The organism is Paenibacillus montaniterrae (genome assembly GCF_018403185.1).
Lineage (GTDB): Bacteria > Bacillota > Bacilli > Paenibacillales > Paenibacillaceae > Pristimantibacillus > Pristimantibacillus montaniterrae.
In genome coordinates, this window is sequence record NZ_BOSE01000005.1 from 261,414 (window position 1) to 282,545 (window position 21,132).

Annotated in this window: 16 protein-coding genes; 4 read left to right on the forward strand and 12 right to left on the reverse strand. The window is 46.2% G+C overall.

From position 1 onward, the window contains the following. From KJS52_RS14910 to KJS52_RS14920, 3 genes are all read right to left on the reverse strand, one after another. On the reverse strand, window positions 1-3,338 hold a 3,338-nt coding region (locus KJS52_RS14910; RefSeq protein WP_213516593.1), incomplete at its 3' end, for a DUF8202 domain-containing protein. Between the two features lie 409 nt (window positions 3,339-3,747). After that, on the reverse strand, window positions 3,748-5,634 hold the full coding sequence (locus KJS52_RS14915) for a M56 family metallopeptidase (RefSeq protein ID WP_213516595.1): 1,887 nt from the start codon (window positions 5,632-5,634) through the stop codon (window positions 3,748-3,750). After that, window positions 5,634-6,023 (reverse strand): BlaI/MecI/CopY family transcriptional regulator, encoded by a 390-nt coding sequence (locus tag KJS52_RS14920; protein ID WP_213516597.1) that lies wholly within the window; start codon window positions 6,021-6,023, stop codon window positions 5,634-5,636. The genes KJS52_RS14915 and KJS52_RS14920 overlap by 1 nt, the downstream gene beginning before the upstream one ends. Before the next feature lie 151 nt (window positions 6,024-6,174). On the opposite strand from KJS52_RS14920, the gene KJS52_RS14925 reads away from it, so the two are divergent. Genes KJS52_RS14925 through KJS52_RS14935 form a run of 3 tightly spaced genes read left to right on the forward strand, consistent with a single transcriptional unit; the run spans window position 6,175 to window position 8,931 of the window. Then, entirely contained in the window at window positions 6,175-6,861 is a 687-nt protein-coding gene (locus KJS52_RS14925; protein WP_213516599.1) for a FadR/GntR family transcriptional regulator, read from the forward strand. Window positions 6,862-6,910: 49 nt separating this feature from the next. After that, entirely contained in the window at window positions 6,911-8,137 is a 1,227-nt protein-coding gene (locus tag KJS52_RS14930) for an MFS transporter (RefSeq protein ID WP_213516605.1), read from the forward strand. Between the two features lie 11 nt (window positions 8,138-8,148). Beyond that, window positions 8,149-8,931 carry an ABC transporter ATP-binding protein gene (locus KJS52_RS14935; RefSeq protein WP_213516607.1) on the forward strand — a complete coding sequence of 261 codons (783 nt, stop codon included), beginning with the start codon at window positions 8,149-8,151 and terminating at the stop codon, window positions 8,929-8,931. Window positions 8,932-9,078: 147 nt separating this feature from the next. Here the strand turns inward: KJS52_RS14935 and KJS52_RS14940 are convergent, their stop codons facing one another. Further along, window positions 9,079-9,903, reverse strand: a complete 825-nt coding sequence (locus KJS52_RS14940) for an ABC transporter permease (protein WP_246563593.1) — start codon at window positions 9,901-9,903, stop codon at window positions 9,079-9,081. After that, window positions 9,900-10,874 carry an ATP-binding cassette domain-containing protein gene (locus tag KJS52_RS14945; RefSeq protein ID WP_213516612.1) on the reverse strand — a complete coding sequence of 325 codons (975 nt, stop codon included), beginning with the start codon at window positions 10,872-10,874 and terminating at the stop codon, window positions 9,900-9,902. Before KJS52_RS14945 ends, KJS52_RS14940 begins: the two co-directional genes overlap by 4 nt. Before the next feature lie 208 nt (window positions 10,875-11,082). Here KJS52_RS14945 and KJS52_RS14950 point away from each other — a divergent pair, with 208 nt between their 5' ends. Further along, the gene (locus KJS52_RS14950) at window positions 11,083-11,859 is read left to right on the forward strand and encodes a TioE family transcriptional regulator (RefSeq protein WP_213516614.1); all 777 of its coding nucleotides are present in this window, start codon (window positions 11,083-11,085) and stop codon (window positions 11,857-11,859) included. 5 nt (window positions 11,860-11,864) lie between these two features. Here the strand turns inward: KJS52_RS14950 and KJS52_RS14955 are convergent, their stop codons facing one another. From KJS52_RS14955 to KJS52_RS14985, 7 genes are all read right to left on the reverse strand, one after another. Then, window positions 11,865-12,716: a glycosyltransferase family 2 protein gene (locus KJS52_RS14955; RefSeq protein ID WP_213516616.1), complete on the reverse strand. Its 852-nt coding sequence runs from the start codon at window positions 12,714-12,716 to the stop codon at window positions 11,865-11,867. Further along, the gene (locus tag KJS52_RS14960) at window positions 12,694-13,776 is read right to left on the reverse strand and encodes a glycosyltransferase (RefSeq protein ID WP_373871366.1); all 1,083 of its coding nucleotides are present in this window, start codon (window positions 13,774-13,776) and stop codon (window positions 12,694-12,696) included. The genes KJS52_RS14955 and KJS52_RS14960 overlap by 23 nt, the downstream gene beginning before the upstream one ends. Before the next feature lie 204 nt (window positions 13,777-13,980). After that, entirely contained in the window at window positions 13,981-15,174 is a 1,194-nt protein-coding gene (locus KJS52_RS27975; protein ID WP_213516620.1) for a collagen-like domain-containing protein, read from the reverse strand. A 196-nt stretch (window positions 15,175-15,370) separates the two neighbouring features. Continuing rightward, the gene (locus KJS52_RS27750; RefSeq protein WP_281425608.1) at window positions 15,371-16,756 is read right to left on the reverse strand and encodes a collagen-like protein; all 1,386 of its coding nucleotides are present in this window, start codon (window positions 16,754-16,756) and stop codon (window positions 15,371-15,373) included. Between the two features lie 399 nt (window positions 16,757-17,155). After that, a complete protein-coding gene (locus tag KJS52_RS14975) occupies window positions 17,156-18,283 on the reverse strand; it encodes a tetratricopeptide repeat-containing glycosyltransferase (protein ID WP_246563595.1) in 1,128 nt (375 codons plus the stop codon). After that, window positions 18,280-19,380 (reverse strand): tetratricopeptide repeat-containing glycosyltransferase, encoded by a 1,101-nt coding sequence (locus KJS52_RS14980; protein ID WP_213516622.1) that lies wholly within the window; start codon window positions 19,378-19,380, stop codon window positions 18,280-18,282. The genes KJS52_RS14975 and KJS52_RS14980 overlap by 4 nt, the downstream gene beginning before the upstream one ends. Further along, on the reverse strand, window positions 19,377-20,927 hold the full coding sequence (locus KJS52_RS14985; RefSeq protein ID WP_213516624.1) for a glycosyltransferase: 1,551 nt from the start codon (window positions 20,925-20,927) through the stop codon (window positions 19,377-19,379). Before KJS52_RS14985 ends, KJS52_RS14980 begins: the two co-directional genes overlap by 4 nt. Window positions 20,928-21,132 lie beyond the last annotated feature (205 nt).

Genomic DNA, 21,132 nt, shown 5'->3' on the forward strand with positions numbered 1-21,132 from the left:
TCTTGTGTTGCAGTTGGATCAGCAAGTACTGCTTTCGCTTCTGTCAACGCTTCTTCTAATGCTTGCCAGCTTGCTTCTGTGTACGCCTCTTCCTTCAGCTCACCTGTTGAAATCGCTTCGTCGATTTCATTAGCTTTTGCTTGAAGCAAGGTTTTGTCCACTACTGGCAATGTTGTATCTACCTTGATTGTCTTGCTGTCGCTATTCGTTTTGCCGTCTTTCGTCGCGGTCACGACTACCGTATGATCACCATCAGTTAGGGCGTTGTCTGGCGTGTAGCTCCAGTTGCCTTCCTCGTTTACAGTTACTGCCACTGCTTCTGCTTCACCAATCTTCACCGTTACCGTCGAACCTGGGGTTGCGGTTCCTGTTATCGTTGGTTTTGAAACAAAGACCGTATCTTCTGCTGGCTCTATGATCGTGACTTCTGGAATCGGTGCAATTTTATTATCAGCTTCCATGTCAAATTTGTGAACAGGTGCACCATTTAAGCCTTTAATATTGCCATCCACTTTCTCATAAGAAACCAAGATGGTATCGGTATCTAGAATTGCCTTACTTGGCTTCAATCTCAGCGTTGTTTGATCCGAGTCAATTACATAACTCGCGATTGCTAACGGCTGTTCATTGATTGTTACCGTAAATCCATTCAAGTTAGATAAAGTAATCGGCTTATCAAAAGTCAAGACAATCTCTTGCTCATCAATCGTAACATCTTCAAGTGTTACAGTTGATAATTCAGGAGCAATTACGCTAAACGTAAAATACAGCCCATCTTCTAACGAAACATTTTCAGCTACGTAATGCGGAATTCCATTAATCTCGCTAATTGTTAAAGGATATTCGGTAGCATCAGAGAAATCCGAACTGCTGCTAACAAGCAATTTCTTACCAGCTAGAATTGCATCCTCCGGAATTGCTAATTGCACGGCTCCGACATTGTTCGTATTTTGGACTTTCCAAATCCGTTGCGCATGGTATTCCAAAGTATCCCCAATCTGCACATCGAATACTAAGCTTTTTCCATTGTCGCCCCAGATCAGGTATTGCCCGTCTTGAGTAAACTCATGCCCATTAGCTGCATTGGTGCCTTCAATCTTGCCTAGCCCAATTGCCACCTGTGGGATACCCGCATTAATACTACGGCTTTGTTTCTGGTTAAGACCTTGTGTATTGTCATATCCAATACCTGCGATGTTGTGCTTATAAGTACCATCGACTTCCCATACGATATCATCGTTGGTAGCAACGTAAGGGCTGTTACCACTATTAAGCGTAATCCCGTATTTCACCGCTAAATAAGTCTCGATCTTAGCTGCGTGTCCACTCGTCAATTGATCGTACAAAATAATCTCGGCGACATCACCGCCAAAGCCATGCCAATCATCAGTACCGCCATTTGTAGCTCCGATTACAGGAGTCAGCGTAAATGCTGAAAAATTATTATTCCGTCTAAGTGCTTCTGCTTTACCATCTACTCTAGCCGTTTTAGTACCAGCAATTTCATAGTTGACAAGCTGATGCCGAGTTCTATTGACAGTCCCAAAGTAGTCATAAATATTAGTTAGACCAGGTCCAGTGGTAAAATCATTACCATAACCACCCATTATTATTGCGCCGTTAGTTGAGTTATTAACGTGATCTTTCGCCCCAACTAGAGCTCCAGCGCTCGCGGTGCCATCAGGATACTTATAAACAGCATAACCTGATCTGAATGTAATTGGCTTATCCCCGATCAGTTTGGGTGAAAGTGGATAATGACCAATTCTCACGCCATTATTTTTGAATGTGACACTCGGGTTAAAATTCACACCGTTTGCATTCACTTCAGGCGTCTTCGTTTCTTGACCTGCCGGAATATCAAGCGTAAAGTTAATAGGATCTTGAGACTGATCTTCCCAACCTGTTAGCAGTCCGCCTTGTTGACCCAATCCCTCATCTGCTTTTAGCCAAAGGACAGGCTGTGATTCATGGACGCCGCCCGGAACAGCCGGTTTGACTACTCTCGCAAATGAAAAGGTCGCTCCATGTTCAAGCTGAATACTATTCAGCGTTACTTGCCCGGAAGCATTTAATTTGGTCGCGCTGTTATCAACGAGCAAATAATAATTGTATCGTTCCTCGATACCATCTAATTGCAACGTAATCTCGGTATCTACCCAATTAGCGGTTTTCTGAACCTTAAACTCGCGTGCAATTCGCTTTAAATCATCTGAAGGAACACCCGGAATAGTAACAGCTTGGTCGTACTCAACACTTCCATCATTATCACTGATTGTAAGGAATGATTTATCTGCTGCGATTTCATTTAGATTTTCTTCGTTAGATGCAGCAATTTCTTCGCCCAAAGCAATCGTTACTAACGCACCTGTTTCTTGTGATTTGGACTGCTTCTGTTCCAACGCGCTGGCATCGTCTTTACCTATTCCCGCAATCCGATTACCGAAGCCAGTGTTTTCTGCAGCTGTCCACATTTCAGTGGCTCCATCGCTAGCAAGATAATCCATGGAATTCCCGTTCTCATCTTTGAGCGTAAGTCCATATTTCAGTGCCAGGTAACTGTTCACTTGCTGACGCTCGGCGGGAGTGAGAATTCGATCAAATAGAATAACCTCCGAAATGGAACCATCAAAGCGACTATAATGACCAGCCCCAATGTAATAAGTTCCAAGATTCCCAAATTTCATTTGCACCTGATTTGCGGAATCAACCTCCAATTGACGACCATCTAGAGAAAGAGCCCACTCTTCGTTTGAACTTCTAATATTTAGTACACGACTCTTCAAGAGATCATACTCGCTCGGATCAATTTCGACGGTTCTACTTCTTGTTGAAAAAGCAGAAGTTACAATCTGCGATCCGTCACCATACTTGGCATTCTGATAACTACTCCCGAGCTCCCAAGGGAATGCATTAGGGTTTTCATAATGATCTCGAGCTTGTACAGAGAATATTTCCCTTTCAAAATCGTCAGTTCCAAATGCAGATGTACTGAAATAACCCGAACTACTATTAATCGTAATCCCTGGGTTGAAGTTAATAGTTGAAGCTTTGTATGGTTGTTTACTGTTTTGTGTTGCATTCCATGTTCTGTCATCCGCTAAGTCCTGCAACTTGATAACCATATCGTCAGTGTCCTTAATTGCGCTCTCTACTACATCTACCCAAGAAATTAAGCTAGCACTTACTCCACCTGGAGCACTGGGTTCTACCGGCGTCTCTTCACCCTCCGCCGCATAAATCAAGCTGGCTGGCAGAGTGCCGATAATCAACATGAAAGCAAGCGTGAGAATGATAAAACGATGCCATGTCTTAGTTCGACTTCTTGCTGAGTACATAACTTCCTCCTATACTTGATTAGCCTGTATTTTGACAGTTTCAGATACCGCAGTTTCTGAATTGTCCCGGAGAACAGTGAAAACTTGCACGTATCATGTATACAGAGGAAAATATAATGCTTCTTCTTTAACAAAACCTCCCTTCATTACAAAACTCGACATTCATACAATGACAAATTTCCACAATATTCCCCACTACCATAGTTTAGCAACCCCACCTATACAAAATCTATACACAGTAAAAACGTGAATAATAACCCAATTTAAGGAAAATCAATGCATTGAGTGCAGCTTAATCTATACTCTTCATAAATGTAAACCTTAAATAAACGAAAAAAAGCGCACATTCAAAGTTTAGAGTGTACGCTGCATATGTGGTAGGTTGATCATATTGATCCCCATCCACAACCTATTTCTTAAGCTGGTCATACGCCGCATCATATTCCCAGCTTCGTCCATAATCATCGCTGACCAAATAAATGACTCCGGCAAAACCGATGTCTGGATCAATTAACTCGATCGGAAAATAGCCTTCTTTCCCATTAAATGTCGGAGATAATGGATTCTTTCTATATCTTTCGAATTCGTCTGGTAGTGACACCATTAGCCGCTCCCAGCTAAGACCTTGATCCTGCGTCCAATAAATTACAGGACCGTAATCGGCAAAATATCTGTATCCAAAAAAGCCGATCTCTTTGCTTGAAAAGCCGACTCCTGTTAAATGCTCAGCGTAGACTTCATTAGGATTGCCAATTTCCTGCCACGTTTTTCCACCATCCGAGGTTTGATAGACAAAATTCAAAGCTCTCGCGACTCCTGCCGAGTTGCCAACGGTCATCCAGCCATCCTTCTTATTCGTAAATCCAATAAAAAGCTCACTGCCGCTAGCTCCTTCAATAATAGAATTACTCCATGTTTTCCCCATATCATCGCTTATCGCCACATGAATTTGCAAGGGTTCATTTTCACTAGCATTATACACAATCGCTGTCTTATCCTCTGAAATGAAAAATCCGCTTTCGCTTATCCCATTTTCCCAAGCTGCTTTAGCAGGGTCCACCTTTACTGGCGATTTTGCGATAACCTCTCCATCTCGATAAGAAATTAAAATATTGCCTTCTTCATCAATCGAATAGGAATTGCCGGCATCAAATGTTACTATTGATGCGTAAGCAGGACTGGAATAGATTGTCCCCGGCTTCATTTCCTCACCCGCCTTGACGATATTAGTACAAGCAGCCAATACACTGACTGAAATAATGAGAAACAGTGCTGGTACAAAAACGGAAAGACCATTGCGTTTTTTATTCATGGTTAGGATTGAAATAAATCGTTGCTGCATCGTTTGAACTCCTCCGGTAAAATTTGTGGATAAAGCGAGCTTGCGAGACTTCGGACCTTGCATCGCATCCAAAATCGCTTCGCAATACTGCTTGCGATACGCCAAATCATGTGCAGCTACAAGCGTCTCGTCGCAATAGATTTCGAGCTCGCGGCTAGCCTCGCGCGACATGAACCATACAATTGGATTAAACCAGTGAATGGCCTGCACGAGCATAAGCATTAGCTTGTAAAAAATATCATGTCGCTTATAGTGAATCAGCTCATGCTTAACAATAAAGATCAGCTGATTGCGATCATAGTATTGATGCGGCAACAACAGAACAGGTTTAAATATTCCCACTAGCATCGGATTTGGTGCTTTCTCGCTTACTAGAACTGTAACGGAAGCCCGCTTTATCCCCATCTCTTTAAATACGCCAGCCAAGTCCATCTCCTGCTCCTGTGCTATGAACGGCTTGCTCCAACGAAGTGCCTGTTTCCGGAAAAACAAATAGCTGGAAATATGATAGAGTAATACGACCAGTACTCCCAAAAGCCAAATCCATGCCAAGCTTTGCAGCAGCGAGGACAGATTGAATGTGCTCGCATCTGTATGTATTGGCTGTGCTGCTGGTTGCAATGCTGACTGTGACTCTGGCTGCAATGCCGGATCTGATACTGCTGATACTGGCTGCGGTGCAACAGACATTTCGAACTGCATCGTTGAAGAAGGAGCTCCTTGAAAAATCGCTTGCAAAGCTGAACGATCCGTTATATCAATGGATATAATAGAGTCGTCAAATGAGAGATTAAAAGGAAGCAATAAACGAATCGCGATGATTAACCATATCCAATAGCGCCATTTGGCTGAGTAGTGCTTTCTTAGCTTTGGCGATGCGATTGCCATTGCAATAATTAGCAAGCTTGTTGTAAATGAGATTAGCAATATGTCTATAAAAATCTCTTCAAGCATTATCGCTCATCCCTTTCAACCTGATCCAGCAGTGCGCGCAAATCAGCAAGATCCCGTTTATTGATCGCTTTTCCGTTGTATAAGGACATCACCATATCTTGAATGGAATTTCCAAAAAGCTTCTCCAGGGTAGATTTTCCTTCACTCTCCTTGTACTCCTCCTCTGCAATGGCTGCATGGTAGCTGTTGCAGCGACCTTGTTTTACACAATGAAGAAATCCTTTATCGACCAGACGAGACAGCACCGTCATTAAAGTTGCAAGTGCCCATTTACGCTTGCCGCGAAGCTGCTCTAAAATATACGATGCGCTTACTGGTTGGTCTGCCTGCCATACAACAAGCATGACCTCCAATTCCGCATCGGGCAGGCGTTTGATTTCATTTTCCATATAATGTCCTCCCATTTATACAAGTGTATAAAACTATATTACACAATTGTATAAATTAACGCAAGCAGAAATGATCCATCATTTAATTTGTGACCAATACACTTGTAAAGCTCCAATAAATGTGCTATTTTCTTAAACAGGAGATGATCAGATGAATGATAAATTTTCATTTAAAGCGATTAACCAGCATAAGCTGGTCGATGATGTGGTGAATCAGCTGCAGCAAAAGATTTCCTCAGGAGACATCAAGCCCGGAGATAAAATTCCGCCAGAGCCGGAGCTGATGGAGCTGTTTGGCGTGGGCCGCTCTACAATCCGTGAAGCGATCCGTGTTCTCGTGCATGCGGGACTGCTTGAGAAAAAGCAAGGCTATGGTACTTATCTGAAAGCAAGCCCGGTTATTCAAGAGCCGCTCACTCATCGCCTGCATCGTGCGGAGCTGATCGAGGTCTATGAAGCACGTAAAATGCTGGAGCTGGAAATTTCCAGATTAGCCGCTCTTCGTCGTGATGAGGAAGATCTGAAAAATATGCGGACTCATCTGGACACGCGCAGCTTTGCACTGCAGCAAAATGATCGGGAGCTCTATGCGAAATCAGATATCGAGTTTCATATGGCAATTGCGGTTGCCAGCAAAAACGGTGTGATCATTGATTTATTCCGCACCTTTTCCCATGTATTAACCGATGCGATCAACAAGCTAAATAAAGAATATCGCTCGCATGATCCGCAAACCTACTATCATGAACAGCTATACGAAGCGATTAAAAATCAAGATCCAGAGCTCGCTTTAAAGTGGACCCTTCTCAATCTGGAAGGGACGATTGCCGAATTATAATTTTTTTAAGATCAAACGTCAGATGATATGATGTTTATTGGAGGTTACGATGAAAAACAGCACATCTCAAGCTACTGTGTATACGATTTTGTTTTCGATCAGCCTGGTTCACCTGCTCAATGATTCGATTCAATCCGTTATTCCTGCTATATTTCCAATTTTGCATGATTCTCTTAAGCTAAGCTTTACGCAAATTGGCTGGATCGCCTTTACTTTAAATGTGACTGCTTCGATGTTTCAGCCGCTAATTGGACTGTACACCGATGCCAAGCCAAAGCCTGCGCTGCTGCCGATTGGCGTTGTATTTTCCTTGATCGGGATGGTAGTATTGGCGTTTGCCGCTAATTTTTGGCAGGTGATCGCTTCCGTCATACTGATCGGTATAGGCTCTTCCGTGCTCCATCCGGAAGCTTCCCGCGTCGCTTATTTGGCAGGCGGACCGCGTAAAGGATTAGCGCAGTCAATTTTCCAGACTGGCGGAAATATTGGTCAGGCGCTCGCTCCAGTATTCACTGCGCTAATCTTTGTTCCGCTTGGACAGTTCGGGATTATTTGGTTCACCCTTGCCGCGCTTGCCGCTATTTTTGTACAAATGCGCGTTGCTCGCTGGTATCGCGGCTACATCAGCCAGCAGAACGCGAACAAAAAAGCAGTGATTCATAAAGCCAATCCACTGCCCAAACCAATTATCGCCTACTCTATCGGCATATTGATCATGCTATTGTTTTCCAAATTTGTTTACATGGCAAGCATGACCGGCTTTTATGCGTTTTATTTGATCGACAAGCATAGCTTGTCTACCGAGCATGCGCAAATATTCATCTTCCTGCTGCTTGCCGCAGGAGCTGTGGGCACCTTTGCCGGCGGACCGATGGCGGATCGCTTTGGCAGACGCAATATGATCTGGTTTTCCATATTAGGAACAGCGCCTTTTTCCTTGCTGCTGCCTTACGCCAACCTCTTCTGGTCGGCTGTGCTATGCTTTTTTATCGGTTTTATTCTGCTTTCCGGCTTTTCCGTCATTATTGTGTACGCTCAAGAGCTGCTGCCAGGCAAGGTCGGAACCGTCTCCGGGCTGTTCTTCGGCCTCGCATTTGGTCTTGGCGGACTCGGTTCCGTCGTGCTTGGCACGTTGGCCGATCATACGAGCATCACATTTGTGATTCAAATATGCGCTTTCCTGCCGCTTATCGGCCTGCTTGCTGCGTTTTTGCCGACGGATGCCACCTTGCGTCTGCAGCCTGACAACATAGAGGCTGCTGCCACTAATGCCTAGGAGGAATTAAGATGACTGCTATTATCGAGGTTAAAGATATTACTTGGGAGCGCGAACATAAAACGATTTTGCAGCAAATTAACTGGACGATCAAGCAAGGCGAGCATTGGGCGCTCTTGGGGCTGAACGGCTCTGGCAAAACTACGCTGTTAAATATGATTAACGGCTATATTTGGCCGACGAAGGGGCAAATTTCCGTGCTTGGCCATAAATATGGGACGGTAGATTTGCGGGAAATGCGCAAGCGGATCGGATGGGTAAGCTCTTCCTTTCAAGAGCGAATTCATCCTAGAGAAAAAACACAGCATCTCGTCATTAGCGGGCTGCATGCTTCAGTAGGATTATTCGACAGGCCAGAAGAAGAGGATATAGAAAGAGCTGTGCAGCTTATGGAAACGCTCGGCTGTGCGCATCTGTTCGATCGCCCTTTTCAAACCTGCTCACAGGGAGAGAAGCAGAAGCTGCTCATTGCCCGTGCGCTGATGGCCTCGCCTGAGCTGCTTATTCTGGACGAAGCAAGCAACGGACTTGACTTTTTATCGCGTGAATCGTTGCTGCACAGCATTGCAAATCTGGTCAGACAAAAGGACTCTCCGACACTGCTCTATGTCACCCATCATGTAGAGGAAATATTGCCGGAATTTACACATACGCTGCTGCTTCGTGCTGGAACGGTGTTTGCAAGCGGCAAAACAGAAGAGGTTCTGACCAGCGAGCAGCTATCCTCTCTGTTTGACACCGCTGTTCAAGTAGATTGGAGAAATAATCGGGCTCATCTGTCATTACAAGCTTAATGCTGGAGTATGATCTGACGACTTGACATTGATTATGTGCTGAGAGAGGCTGAGCTGACAGTCATAGTATTATCGCCGGTTCCATTTTTCACGGTTCGATTTACTGGCTTTCAGCTCGGCTCCAGCCTCTCTGCACACATTTATCGCTTATTCATTCGTTTTTCGACGGTAAAACCAAAAGGTCAGCGGCATAAAGATGATGAGAATCATGCCAAGACCGCCGAAGGTTGTGAGCATCGTCGAGGTTTCAGCTGTACCGTGCACCAAGCCTCTCGCCGCAGCCGACGCCAGGCTGACCGGATTGAAATCGACAATCCTTCCCAGCCAGGCAGGCATTGTCGATGTATCGGCGAATACGTTGCTCGTAAACATAAGCGGATAGAGCACGAGATAGGACATCGTGCTGAGCGTCTCCGTCTTCTTCACGACGATGCCAAGGCAGGCAAAAATCCAGCTTAAGCAGAAGGCATAGAACATCACAAGCAGAAACGCCAGCAAGGCTCCTGCAATACCTGCATCCGGCCGAAAGCCAAGCAGCATGCCGATGCCAAATGTTGTCACAAGCGCAGCGGCAAACTGCAGCAGGGTAATCATCATCGTGCCAATGATCGCAGCAGGCTGCCAAAACGGCAATGTTCGAAAGCGGTTGAACACGCCGCGCTCAATATCGGTTTTAATTCCAATGCCAATGTACACCGTCATAGTCGTAACGGTATACACCATCATGCCTGGCAGCAGAAACTGCAAATAATTTCCCGTTGATCCGGATATGGCGCCTCCAAACAAATAAGTGAAAATCAGCAGAAAGACCGCTGGAAAAATAACTGAATCAATCGCCAAATAATGCAGCTTGCCTACCGTTTTCCGCCAGGAGCGCCAACCAAACACACCGATTGCATAAAGCGCATTGGCTCGCTGTGGCCGTTCGCGAGAGCTCATCGTCTGCAGTAATTTCGTATTTGCCTGGTTCATACCATTCCCTCCTCTAAGCCTTCCTCCTGTACGGCTTTCCCGGTTAACGCAAGAAACACCTCGTCCAGACTTGGTTGTCCTAGTGAAAACTGTGCCGTCTCAATGCCTGCTGCGGCAAGCTCCGTTAAGGCTGCAGCGGCCTGCCTGGCATCTGTCGTTTGAGCAGATAAAGCGGTCGGGTCAGCATACAGTCTGACATCCGTATGTAGCACGCGCCGCAGCACATGTTCAGCTTCTGATCGCTGATGCGGATGAGCAAGCCTGATCATAATTTTTCCTGAACCAACGGAAGCCTTTAGCTCGCTTGGCGTGCCTTCCGCTATGACGACTCCCCGATCTATAACCGCAAGGCGATCAGCCAACTGATCAGCTTCCTCCAAATATTGCGTCGTCAATAAAACGGTCGTGCCCTGCTCTGCCAAAAAACGGACAATATCCCACACATCATTGCGGCTTCGCGGATCTAATCCAGTTGTCGGCTCATCCAAAAACAACAACTCGGGAGCAACAAGCATTGCAGCAGCGATATCCAGCCTGCGCCGCATACCGCCGGAATACTTCTCGGCTGGTCGATCAGCAGCTTCAAGCAGATTGAACGCTGCGAGCAGCTGTTCCGCTCTTGCTGCAGCCGCTCGATGCGAGTATCCTGCCAGTCTTGAAAACAGCACCAAATTATCTCGACCACTCAGCTCCTCATCTACAGCAGCAAATTGTCCTGTCAATCCAATTTTCCGACGAACGGCATCCGACTCGCGAACGACATCCAAGCCGAAAATTCGCAGGCTGCCGCCATCTGGTCGAAGCAGTGTCGAGAGAATGTTGACCAATGTCGTCTTTCCTGCTCCATTTGGACCAAGCACGCCATAAACTGTCCCTCGCTCGATGCTTAAATCCAGTCCTTTCAGCACCTCCTTCGTGCCAAATGATTTTTTCAACGCCTGCACCTCTACGGCAAGTTCTTTTTTACCCAAGCTTCCACCCGCTTTCTCATTTTTTCCTGCTGCCAATTAGCTTACATGTTCAATTCTATAACACTGATGCAAATGAGAAGGTTAGGAAAATTACCGCTTTTACCAAGCCGTAATATACAAAATAAGCTTATCATGTTACTTTAATGTTTTTCGTAAATGTTTGAGAAGTGCGCAAGCCTTTGCTATAGTAGGAACGGGAGGCGAAGAAATGCGCTACTATAAACCAATAGAAATCGCCAGAGAACTGTACATCAGCACAAGTGCATTGCGGCATTATGAATCGTGGGGCATCGTTCCCGCTCCTGAGCGTTCGGATAAAGGCTACCGGCTGTACACCAAGCTGCATTTGGCTTATTTTCGCTGTTTGCGAGCGATGTTTGCCGGATTCGGCACAAGCGTAACCTGCGACGTGCTCCGCAACATTCAGAAGAGCGAGCTGGACGAAGCGTTCTGGCTTGTGAATCAGCAGCAGGCTAACCTGCATCACGACAAACGGATCGCCGAGCAAACACTCGAATTGCTGCAGCGTCCAGATCTGCCTCAATTGGCAAATAAAAAGCTGAAGAGCCGCATGACAATCGGCGAAGCAGCAGCAATCGCCGAGGTGCAGCCTTCAGCTATCAGACATTGGGAAAAAGAGGGGTTGATTGTTCCCGAGCGAGCCCCGGAAAACGGCTACCGGTTGTTTACACCTACGCATATAAGACAAATTTTGCTCATTCGCACCTTGCGCAAGACAGTGTATGTGCTGGAAAATATGAAGGAAATTGTGCAGAGCATTGAACAGCATAACCTTGAAAAAGCGAAGCAAATTACGCTGGAGGCGCTATCGAGCATACATGACCGCAGCCGCAGGCAGTTCTATGGCGTGCATCAACTGGTCGAGCTATGTATCGAAGCAGGTCTAATTGATCCGAAAGAATATGACAAGGGCCTATGGTATGACTATTACAACCAGACGAAGCAGCCATCTGAAGAGACTTGAAGAAACTACCGATGAGCAATTTCTGATATTGCTTTAGCCTTATAGGCCTCGACCTTCGACAGGTCTGCCTCCCGGTATAGATGTAATGCAGGATACTGCGTTTCCACAAAGAGTGAAAAGCCAAGCGCTTGCGCGCGAACACAGAAGTGTCGGTCTTCGCCGCGAAAGGACAGATTAGGAATTTCTGCAAACCGCATCCCGGCTTCAAGCGCTTTGCGACTTATTAAAGTGCAAGCTCCCAATCCGCCAACCTCATATATGCCCGGCTGGCGCAAAAGCTGCAAAAACTGATCAGAGCGGCGCCATTCCTCGTCCCTGTCGAGCATTTCTTGCCTGTCTTTTCGGTAAAATGTATATTCGTCCTGCAGCCATACTTGCGGCAGCTCGATTTCGTCCGGATACCATTGGGTCCAAAATATATTGGAGATGATATCTTTATTAGAGCGAATTAATTGCTCAAGTGTCTGAGGATGTAAAACCAAATCGGAATCGAGAATAAACAAATAATCAAAATAATGCTTCCGTGCGTATTGAATAATCTGATCCTTCAATCGCGCGACTTTCCAGATTAGCTTCTCGTCCCAAATATGAGTGTGCTCGTCTTTAAAATATGTGCTCATTCCAAAGTCTTGACTACTCGCAATCGTTACATTTAGGTGCGATTTTTGAAAATGAAGCAGCAGGTCGCTTGAAGCTCTGTTTTTGTTGTCGTCAACAAAATAATAGCTGACCTCCACTCCTTCATGATGAAGCTCCTCTAAAGACTTTAAATATTCTGCAAGAATATTCGGCTTTTCCTGGATAGGACTGCCTATAACTACTCGCTGTCGTGTACTATGCTTCTGTACCAAATTCATCGTCCCCCTCTCCTAGTTGATGCACCTTCCAAAAGTATTGGCGATTATAGAGAAGACTGGGATGCGTCGGATGATAACGAAGCGCCAATTCATTATGCCGAAATGCTTCCTCGTATCGCTCAAGCCGGCTGTAACACAAACAAAGCTGCAAATGAGGAAACCAGGTACCTATCGCTTCGTTCCATACTGCCATTGCTTCAGACTGGCTGCCTTCGATTGCGACCGTATACCAAAAAATCGCGCTGTCGTATTGCTGCTCATCCCAAAAAAATCCTCCTAGCGCGCAAGCTAATTCTGGCTGCGGCTTTTCGTACATTAGCGCATGTGCAAGCGCTGCAAATCTCTTTTCACGATCTCCCAATCGGGCATAGCATTCCGCCATATTCAGACATGCGCGAATATTATCCTCCTTCCATCCTTGACCTGTATCCAGCATCCGCTTATATTCCTTAACTGCCTCTTCGTCCAATTGATGGTCCTTCAATTCATTAGCAAAATAGAACAAATCCCGAACGGAGAATTTTTCTCCCTTCTCCTGCAGCTTTCGATAAATCTGCAGATTTCTGTCGGTATTTGGTTTTTGCTTTCTATGAATAATGCATACATCGCTTTCCAGGCAAGTGCCATAAACGGCTAAATCCTCATGCACAGCCCCCTCCCAAAGAAAATGTCTATCTCTTCTTACCAGGCGGGTGCGACGCAAAACGACAGTAGGTTTTCCAGCCTCGTCGAAGCCAACCTTATAGGGCATTATGACATGATCTATTGAAGGATTCAGGCTTTGCTTGAGCGCTATAAAGCGTTGGCGATCCTCTTCTTCAATAACATCGTCTGCGTCCAGCCATAAAATATAGTCCTGTGTTGCTTGGAAAAAAGAGAAATTGCGCGCATCCGCAAAATGATCATGCCATGGATAATCAAATACTCGATCGGTAAAACGACAGGCAATCTCCCTCGTCCTATCGATAGAGCCAGTATCTACAATATTGATCTCATCAGCAATGCCTGCTACAGAAGCAAGCACCCGTTCCAGCGTCTCCTCCTCGTCTCTTACAATCATACACAAGCTTATCGTAATCATTCTCTGTCACCTGCTTCAGCTGCATAAATAAATTCGCTCATATCCCAACATATTCCGCCGAAGTGCAGCATATGCTGTCCCTTCAGCGAAAAATAGCTATTCTACTATCCATGCTGCTTTAAACAAAGAAGGTGATCCGAGTACATCAAACCCGAATCACCCTGCTCCTGACAATGCAGCAGATCAGCTGACTACAATGATAGTGATCGCGGCGGGAGTCAATGAATGCGATACATCTAAGCCATAGGACGTTGCCTCAGTATTTGCGAACATTAGACGCAATGAATATTGTGTATTGTCATCGCCAGAGTATATATTCATAGATCCATTTAACAACACCGGTTTGTCTACGGAAACAACTGGAGTCATAACCTGACTCTCATAAATCGGTTGGCCAGCCTGAGGCGGGGTTTCAGAATACAGCTCAATTCCTGGATCGATATTAATGTCAGCGAGATCCACTATAGTTTCTATTGGAGTTACTGGATGAACGCGTACAAGTGCCCGATAGTTGATATAATAGATATGACCTGATTTTAATGTAAAATATTGATATAAAGTGGAACCATTTACAGTTACCGGTCCTCCTAATTGAATCATATCTCCTGAAGTTCCTGCTTGCGCAGCAATCGGGATTACCGTATGATCTGCAGTAGCACTTACAGAGCTAATAATCCTCATTGCAAATAAAGTAGAGTTCGCAAAATTGCCTGGCGCACCTGTCGCACCCACTGGTCCCGTCGGACCGCTGAATCCTTGCGGACCGGTCGCTCCTGTATCTCCCGTCGCCCCCCTGTCTCCCGTCGCACCCGTTGGACCTAACGGACCAGTTGGACCATCATTACCGCTAACCCCCGTCGCACCAGTCGGACCGGTCGCACCATCACTGCCACTCATCCCCGTCGCACCAGTTGGGCCGGTCGCACCATTGCTTCCTGGACTACCGTTTCCTCCACTAGGACCTGTCGGTCCCATTGGCCCTGTATCACCCTGGGAACCTGTTGGCCCTATTGGGCCAGTTGATCCAGTTCCGGCTGGACCTGTCGCGCCAGTCGGTCCAGAATCCCCTGGCGTACCTGGCGATCCGCTAGGCCCGGTTGGGCCTGGAGTTCCTGCCAGGCCAGTTGGGCCCATTAGACCTACCGGTCCAGTCGGGCCGGTCGCACCATTGATTCCTGGACTACCTTGTGGGCCACTCGGGCCGGTAATACCTCGTCCAGTTAACCCAGTCGGGCCGGTCGGACCGGTTGGACCAGTTGGACCCAAGTCAACTTCTGGCAACGTTGGGCCGGTTGATCCTGTTGGACCGGTTGATCCTGTTGGGCCGGTTGATCCTGTTGGGCCGGTTGGCCCATCTTCCGGCAAATTATCTGCCATGCATTATCTCCCCATTCATATTGATATGATCAGTTTCCAATTTATTATATTTCGCACTTAGCATGTCTTATGCTAACTAAATCGCACCAACCCTATGTAATTATTACAATAATGCTTCGATTCCAGAAAAGCCTAGGGCGCCTTAATGATCATTGCTGTTAAGACACCCTGTATGCTTATTTAGCTTGTTAAATTGTTAAGGAGTAAACGGAACATATGGCCCTACATATAACAAGCTTATATCCATTGCCACTTGCGTATTATAGGTATTGCTAATTACATTAGCTACATCTACGTCAACCACCTGGATTCCTCCAGTTCCAAGATTTTGGATAGAAAATGAGTTAGTACCGCTTGCATGAATCCGCCCGATTCCGGTTGCATGAACGCTTGAGGGGGGAGCTCCTACTGCTGATACAGGCTGCCATGCATTTAATCCAATTACCGTATCCGGGCTGTCACTTTGAACGATTCCGACAACTATCATATCACCAGTCGGCGTTCCTGCTTGCCAGCCAACATTAAGATTCATCACGACCTGATAAACACCAGGAACATTAACTGTAAACTCGTCATTCGTAGGAGCGTTAAGCGTAACCAGACCCGGAACTGTCATATATTCGACATAATCGATGACCAATTTATCTCCGGGATTATAGTAACCTGCGGTACCCGATCCATTATTCGAGTGCAATATGGCAAACGGCAGCACTTGCGGGCCAGTTGCTCCTGTTGCTCCCGTTGCTCCTGTTGCTCCCGTTGCTCCCGTTGCTCCCGTTGCTCCCGTTGCTCCCGTTGCTCCTGTTACTGCTGGGCCAGTTGGGCCGGTATCACCTGTTGCTCCCGTTGCTCCTGTTACTGCCGGGCCAGTTGGGCCAGTTGCTCCTGTCGCTCCTGTTCCTGCCGGGCCAGTTGGACCTGTTACTCCCGTTGCTCCTGTTACTGCCGGGCCGGTTGGACCGGTATCACCTGTTGCTCCTGTCGCTCCCGTTGCTCCTGTTCCTGCCGGTCCGGTTGGACCGGTATCACCTGTTGCTCCTGTCGCTCCCGTTGCTCCTGTTCCTGCCGGACCGGTTGGACCGGTATCACCTGTTGCTCCTGTCGCTCCTGTTGCTCCTGCTGCTCCTGTCGCTCCTGTCGCTCCTGTCGCTCCCGTTCCTGCCGGGCCGGTTGGACCGGTATCACCTGTTGCTCCTGTCGCTCCCGTCGCACCTGTCGCTCCCGTTCCTGCTGGACCCGTCGGGCCTGTTCCCCCTGTTCCACTCAAGCCTGTTGGACCTACTGGACCTGTCGGACCCGTCGGGCCCGTTCCCCCTGTTCCACTCAAGCCTGTTGGACCTACTGGTCCCGTGGGACCCGTCGGGCCTGTTCCCCCTGTTCCACTCAAGCCTGTTGGACCTACCGGTCCCGTCGGACCCGTCGGGCCCGTTTCACCTGTTCCACTCAAGCCTGTTGGACCTGTTGGACCTCTTAGACCTCTTGGACCTCTTGGACCTCTTGAGCCTCTTGAGCCTCTCGGACCTTTTGGTCCCCTCGGTCCTCTCTGCCCTCTTGATACTCTGGATGCACTTGAGCCATCCATATAGGTTGCCTCATTTACCATACGCAACCATTGCCGCTCAATCCTTTTCAATTTTAGAAGTTTCGTCCGCCTTGTTTTTTTCTTATATGCCTTTTCACTTTTACGACATTTATTTGCACAATATGAACAATATTTAGATTTGGGAAATGAAGCCAATCGCTTTATTTTGCGACTCTTGGTTTGAGCCATTATTATTTTCCCCCTGTGTTTGTGATACGATTTTTTCAATATATACACCTCCCATACATAGCTCCGTATATATTATGCAGATGTCTCGTATTATCTTGTGTTATTACCTAATTAGAAATAGGGAATTCAACAAAAAAAGACGTGACTGCTCTGATCATCCAGATCAAATGCAAGTACACGTCTAGCATTTATTTATAATATATGGAGCATTTACACTTGCTTCTTCAGCTTTGAGCGGATAATGCTGTAATTGTTTTGCAGTCGTTCATTCTGCGGGGACATCTCTGCTGCTGTCCGGGCAAACTCGCAGGCTTGCTCAAGTAAACCGAGCCCATAGCTGGCAAGCGCTCCTAAATCGTAGATCGTTGAGTCCCAAGCGAACGCCTCGTTCTTATAGATGTCGGATTTTTCTTTAATTTTTAGCGCTTCATGCACCATATGGTAAATGCGCGGCCAATCCTCTTTCTGATAAGCTAATCGGGCCATCTCCACATAAGGCTCCCTCATATAGGGCACCTCTGCTATCGCTTTGTACAGCCAGCTGCCAGCCTTGTCGTATTCTCCTTTCTCCTTGTACGCTCTGGCAATATATCGCATCGAGGCACAACGTTCCTCTCTCCATTGCGATCGCGGCAGCTCCAGATGCTTTTGCAATGTATCAATGCACTGATCCCAATAGCCGTAAAACATATATTCCCTGCCCAAATAATGCATATTCCGATCATCCTCGGGATCTTCCCGCACAGCCATTTCCAATAGCGGCAAATATTGCGCCCGGGACTTCTGCGGATCAGGATAATGATTAAGCTGGATATCCCCCTCCCAGGCATATTCATGATCAGAACCATAATACTTCAAAAATTCATGAACGGGATGACTCCAACGAAAACCGTGCCGACGATGAATCTTATCATACCAAAAGGTTAAACCACGAGAGCCGTCCGGATTAAAGCTCCATGTATACCTGTATTTTAGCTGGGTTGTCGACTTTGTCCAGGCCCGCTCCAGTTTTTCTCGCCAGCCTTCCTCCAGTACTTCATCAAGATCGGTACAGACACATACGTCTACATCACCAGGCACAAAATTCAACGAGATATTTCGAGCGACATCGAACCTCCACGGATCTACCTTCACCTGATAAACCAAGGCGCCTCTGGCTCGCAGCTTCGTTACCGTGCTATCTGTTGATCCTGTATCGGTGACAATAATCAAATCTGCCTCCTGCATTGAATCTATCCAGCGTTCTACAAACTGCTCCTCGTTTTTTGTGATCGCGTAGACCGCTACCTTCACTAAGCTCAACCTACCTTCCTTCGTCAGCTCAGACGAAAGCTTCAAGCCTTCGCCTGCTTTTCCAGCTTGGCTTGAATAATTTTATAGTTATCCTGCAGCCTTTCATCATTAGGAGACATTTCCGCTGCAATGCGCGCATGTTCACAGGCTTGCTCCAGTCTACCCATCTCATAGTTGGCAATCGCTCCCAAATCATATACGGTAGAGTCCCAGCAAAAACCTTCATTAATATAAGAATCTGTACGCTCCTTAATTCGCAGCGCTGCCTCCACCATATGGAGCTGCTTCGGCCAGTCCTTCTCAAGATAAGCGAGCTTAGCCATCTCGACGTACGGCTCTCTCGTATTAGGAGACTCTGCCAGCGCCTTATAATACCAACGGTTAGCTTCATTATAGTTTCCTTTTTCCTTATAAGATCGGGCGATATAACGCATGGAAGCGCAGCGCTCCTCATCCCAGCGCGCGCTTGGCATATTTAAGTGCTTCTGCAAAGTTTCGATACATTTATCCCAATAGCCATAAAACATATATTCTCTGCCAAGATAATGCATATTCCGATCATCGTCAGGATCTTCACGCACTGACATCTCTAGCAATGGGAGATATTGACCTCTTGATTTGCTCGGGTCTGGGAGATGGTTTAACTGGATGCTTCCCTCCCAGGCGTATTCATGTGGAATAGTTCCATAGTATTGCAGCACTTCATGTACCGGATGTGTCCAGCGGAAACCGTGTCTATGATGAATTTTTTCGTACCAGAACGTCACGCCTCGTGAGCCATCCGGATTGAAGCTCCATGTGTACTTATAGCGCAATTGAGTCGTCGTCGGCTTCCAGGCTTGCTCCAGCTTCTCCCGCCATCCCGGCTCAAGAACTTCATCAATATCTGTACAAATGCATATATCAACATCACCGGGCACAAAATTCAACGAAATGTTTCGAGCAATATCGAACCGCCATGGATCAACCTTGATCCGATAGACTTGTGCTCCTCTGGCAAGCAATTTGTCCACGGTATTATCTGTCGATCCAGTATCAGCTACTACAATCAAGTCAGCCTCTTGCATGGAATCCATCCAGCGATCAACGAAATGCGCCTCATTCTTTGTAATCGCATAGACTGCTACTTTTTTCCTACTCATAAAAGTTGCCCTTCCTTTCGTGCCAGCTCCAAAACTGTCTTTTTCAGCTGCTCAAACGATTCATCCCATGCCGATGCATTATAATGATAATCCGTTATCCGATCCTGGATGCGCTCTGCCTCCTTCAAGGCGAACCATGCTTCCGTATTGTTGCCGATCTGATGCAGGTACAACGCTTTGCTGTAGTACGGCTCTCTTCGGCCCGGTAAAAAATGGATGGCTTGATCCAGCGATAACTTTACTAACGCAGTTTCATTGCGAGCACTATATACTCTGGACTTCATATAATAGAGATAGGATTTGTCGCTATTCTCAATATTGATCGCTGTTTCAATCGCCTTCATAGCATCATCATATCGCCCGGCGGAAATATATTCCTCTGCCAGGAACGACCATGATTTCCATACATCCTTTCTTTCCTTTACTGATTGCTCCAGCAATGGCAAATAAGAGGAACGCGATTTGGATGTATCCGGCTTCTGATACATCCAAAATTCTGGTATATACTTTACTTTCTCTTCCCCGTTATATTCCAAAATCTCGTGTACTGGTAATTTCCATGTATAGCCCAACCGTGAATGAATTCGTTCATGCCAATGCTCTGATTCACCACCGCCCGGCCAGAAGGTTTTGAATTTGTGATAATAGCGAGTGTACCCATACTCCCACTGGTTGATGAGATGCTCTTTCCAGCCGTCCATTAGATATTCATCAATATCCAGTGAAATACACAGGTCAATTTCCGGATTTACAAGCGAGAGTACTGTATTCCGCGCATCATCAAATCTCCATGGTGAAACCAAAATTTTGTAGGTTGATAATGGTACATCAGGATTCGACTTACGAAACTCACTAATAATCTCGTTGGTTCCATCAGTAGAGCCGGTATCACATAACACGATCTCATCCGCTTGCTTCACAGATTCCAGAAAGCGCTGCATAAAGGCGGCTTCATTTTTATATATTCCGTATACCGCAATCGTAGGTGCGTGGGCGTCTATTACATCTTTTTCAGTGTATAGCTCTGGGTTGAAGCCTACATACATGCCGATCTCGTTTTCTGTATGACTAAGAGCAAGATGAGGGAATGTAGCCATTACTTCTTCGTGACTCCAATCATCCTTTTTATGCTCTTCATAAGGATTATCTCTGTAAGGACCTTGTGGATAATGAACAATTGGGATGCTGATGAGAACGAATTCGCTGGATTCTAACAATTTGTTATAGACCTCGATCGCTTCTTCCTTGATTAGATGCTCCAATACATCTCCGAAAATCGTCACGCCATATCGCTTATCAGGTACGAACTCTCTAACATCCTGCTGGTACAATTCATCATATTTTTGCTTAAGGTGGTACTGTTCTACATACGGCTCCCATACCTCAATTGCTGCAAATGTAGCTCCAGGCAGGATTGGTCTTAACAAATCCGAATATGTCCCTGCTCCAGCACCTACATCAAGAATCGATTTATTAGTGCATTTGCCGATAAGCCGTTTAATCGACTGTTTTTTCCATGCTTTACCTGATTCTGAGCTAAAGGGCATTTCTGTTCCTCCTATTTCCTCATAAAGATATATTGAAACAGTAAATTTATATGAGCGATGTAATAAAAGTATGCTTATGTCGTCTGATCACACCTCTCATTCAAGACTGCCATATAATGTGGACAAATTGCCAACGTCAAATGAACATTTTACTAATTAAGGGATTTTGATGTAGAATATATCAATTTTGCAACATATAGTAATT

Coding starts and splice junctions, on each gene's coding strand:
- KJS52_RS14920 (WP_213516597.1), bottom strand. CDS start 6,023: ATGGAAAATGAAATCAAACGCCTGCCCGATGCGGAATTGGAGGTCATG.
- KJS52_RS14985 (WP_213516624.1), bottom strand. CDS start 20,927: ATGCCCTTTAGCTCAGAATCAGGTAAAGCATGGAAAAAACAGTCGATT.
- KJS52_RS14915 (WP_213516595.1), bottom strand. CDS start 5,634: ATGCTTGAAGAGATTTTTATAGACATATTGCTAATCTCATTTACAACA.
- KJS52_RS14950 (WP_213516614.1), top strand. CDS start 11,083: ATGCGCTACTATAAACCAATAGAAATCGCCAGAGAACTGTACATCAGC.
- KJS52_RS14930 (WP_213516605.1), top strand. CDS start 6,911: ATGAAAAACAGCACATCTCAAGCTACTGTGTATACGATTTTGTTTTCG.
- KJS52_RS14940 (WP_246563593.1), bottom strand. CDS start 9,903: ATGAACCAGGCAAATACGAAATTACTGCAGACGATGAGCTCTCGCGAA.
- KJS52_RS14935 (WP_213516607.1), top strand. CDS start 8,149: ATGACTGCTATTATCGAGGTTAAAGATATTACTTGGGAGCGCGAACAT.
- KJS52_RS27750 (WP_281425608.1), bottom strand. CDS start 16,756: ATGGATGGCTCAAGTGCATCCAGAGTATCAAGAGGGCAGAGAGGACCG.
- KJS52_RS14980 (WP_213516622.1), bottom strand. CDS start 19,380: ATGAGTAGGAAAAAAGTAGCAGTCTATGCGATTACAAAGAATGAGGCG.
- KJS52_RS27975 (WP_213516620.1), bottom strand. CDS start 15,174: ATGGCAGATAATTTGCCGGAAGATGGGCCAACCGGCCCAACAGGATCA.
- KJS52_RS14960 (WP_373871366.1), bottom strand. CDS start 13,776: ATGATTGTAAGAGACGAGGAGGAGACGCTGGAACGGGTGCTTGCTTCT.
- KJS52_RS14955 (WP_213516616.1), bottom strand. CDS start 12,716: ATGAATTTGGTACAGAAGCATAGTACACGACAGCGAGTAGTTATAGGC.
- KJS52_RS14925 (WP_213516599.1), top strand. CDS start 6,175: ATGAATGATAAATTTTCATTTAAAGCGATTAACCAGCATAAGCTGGTC.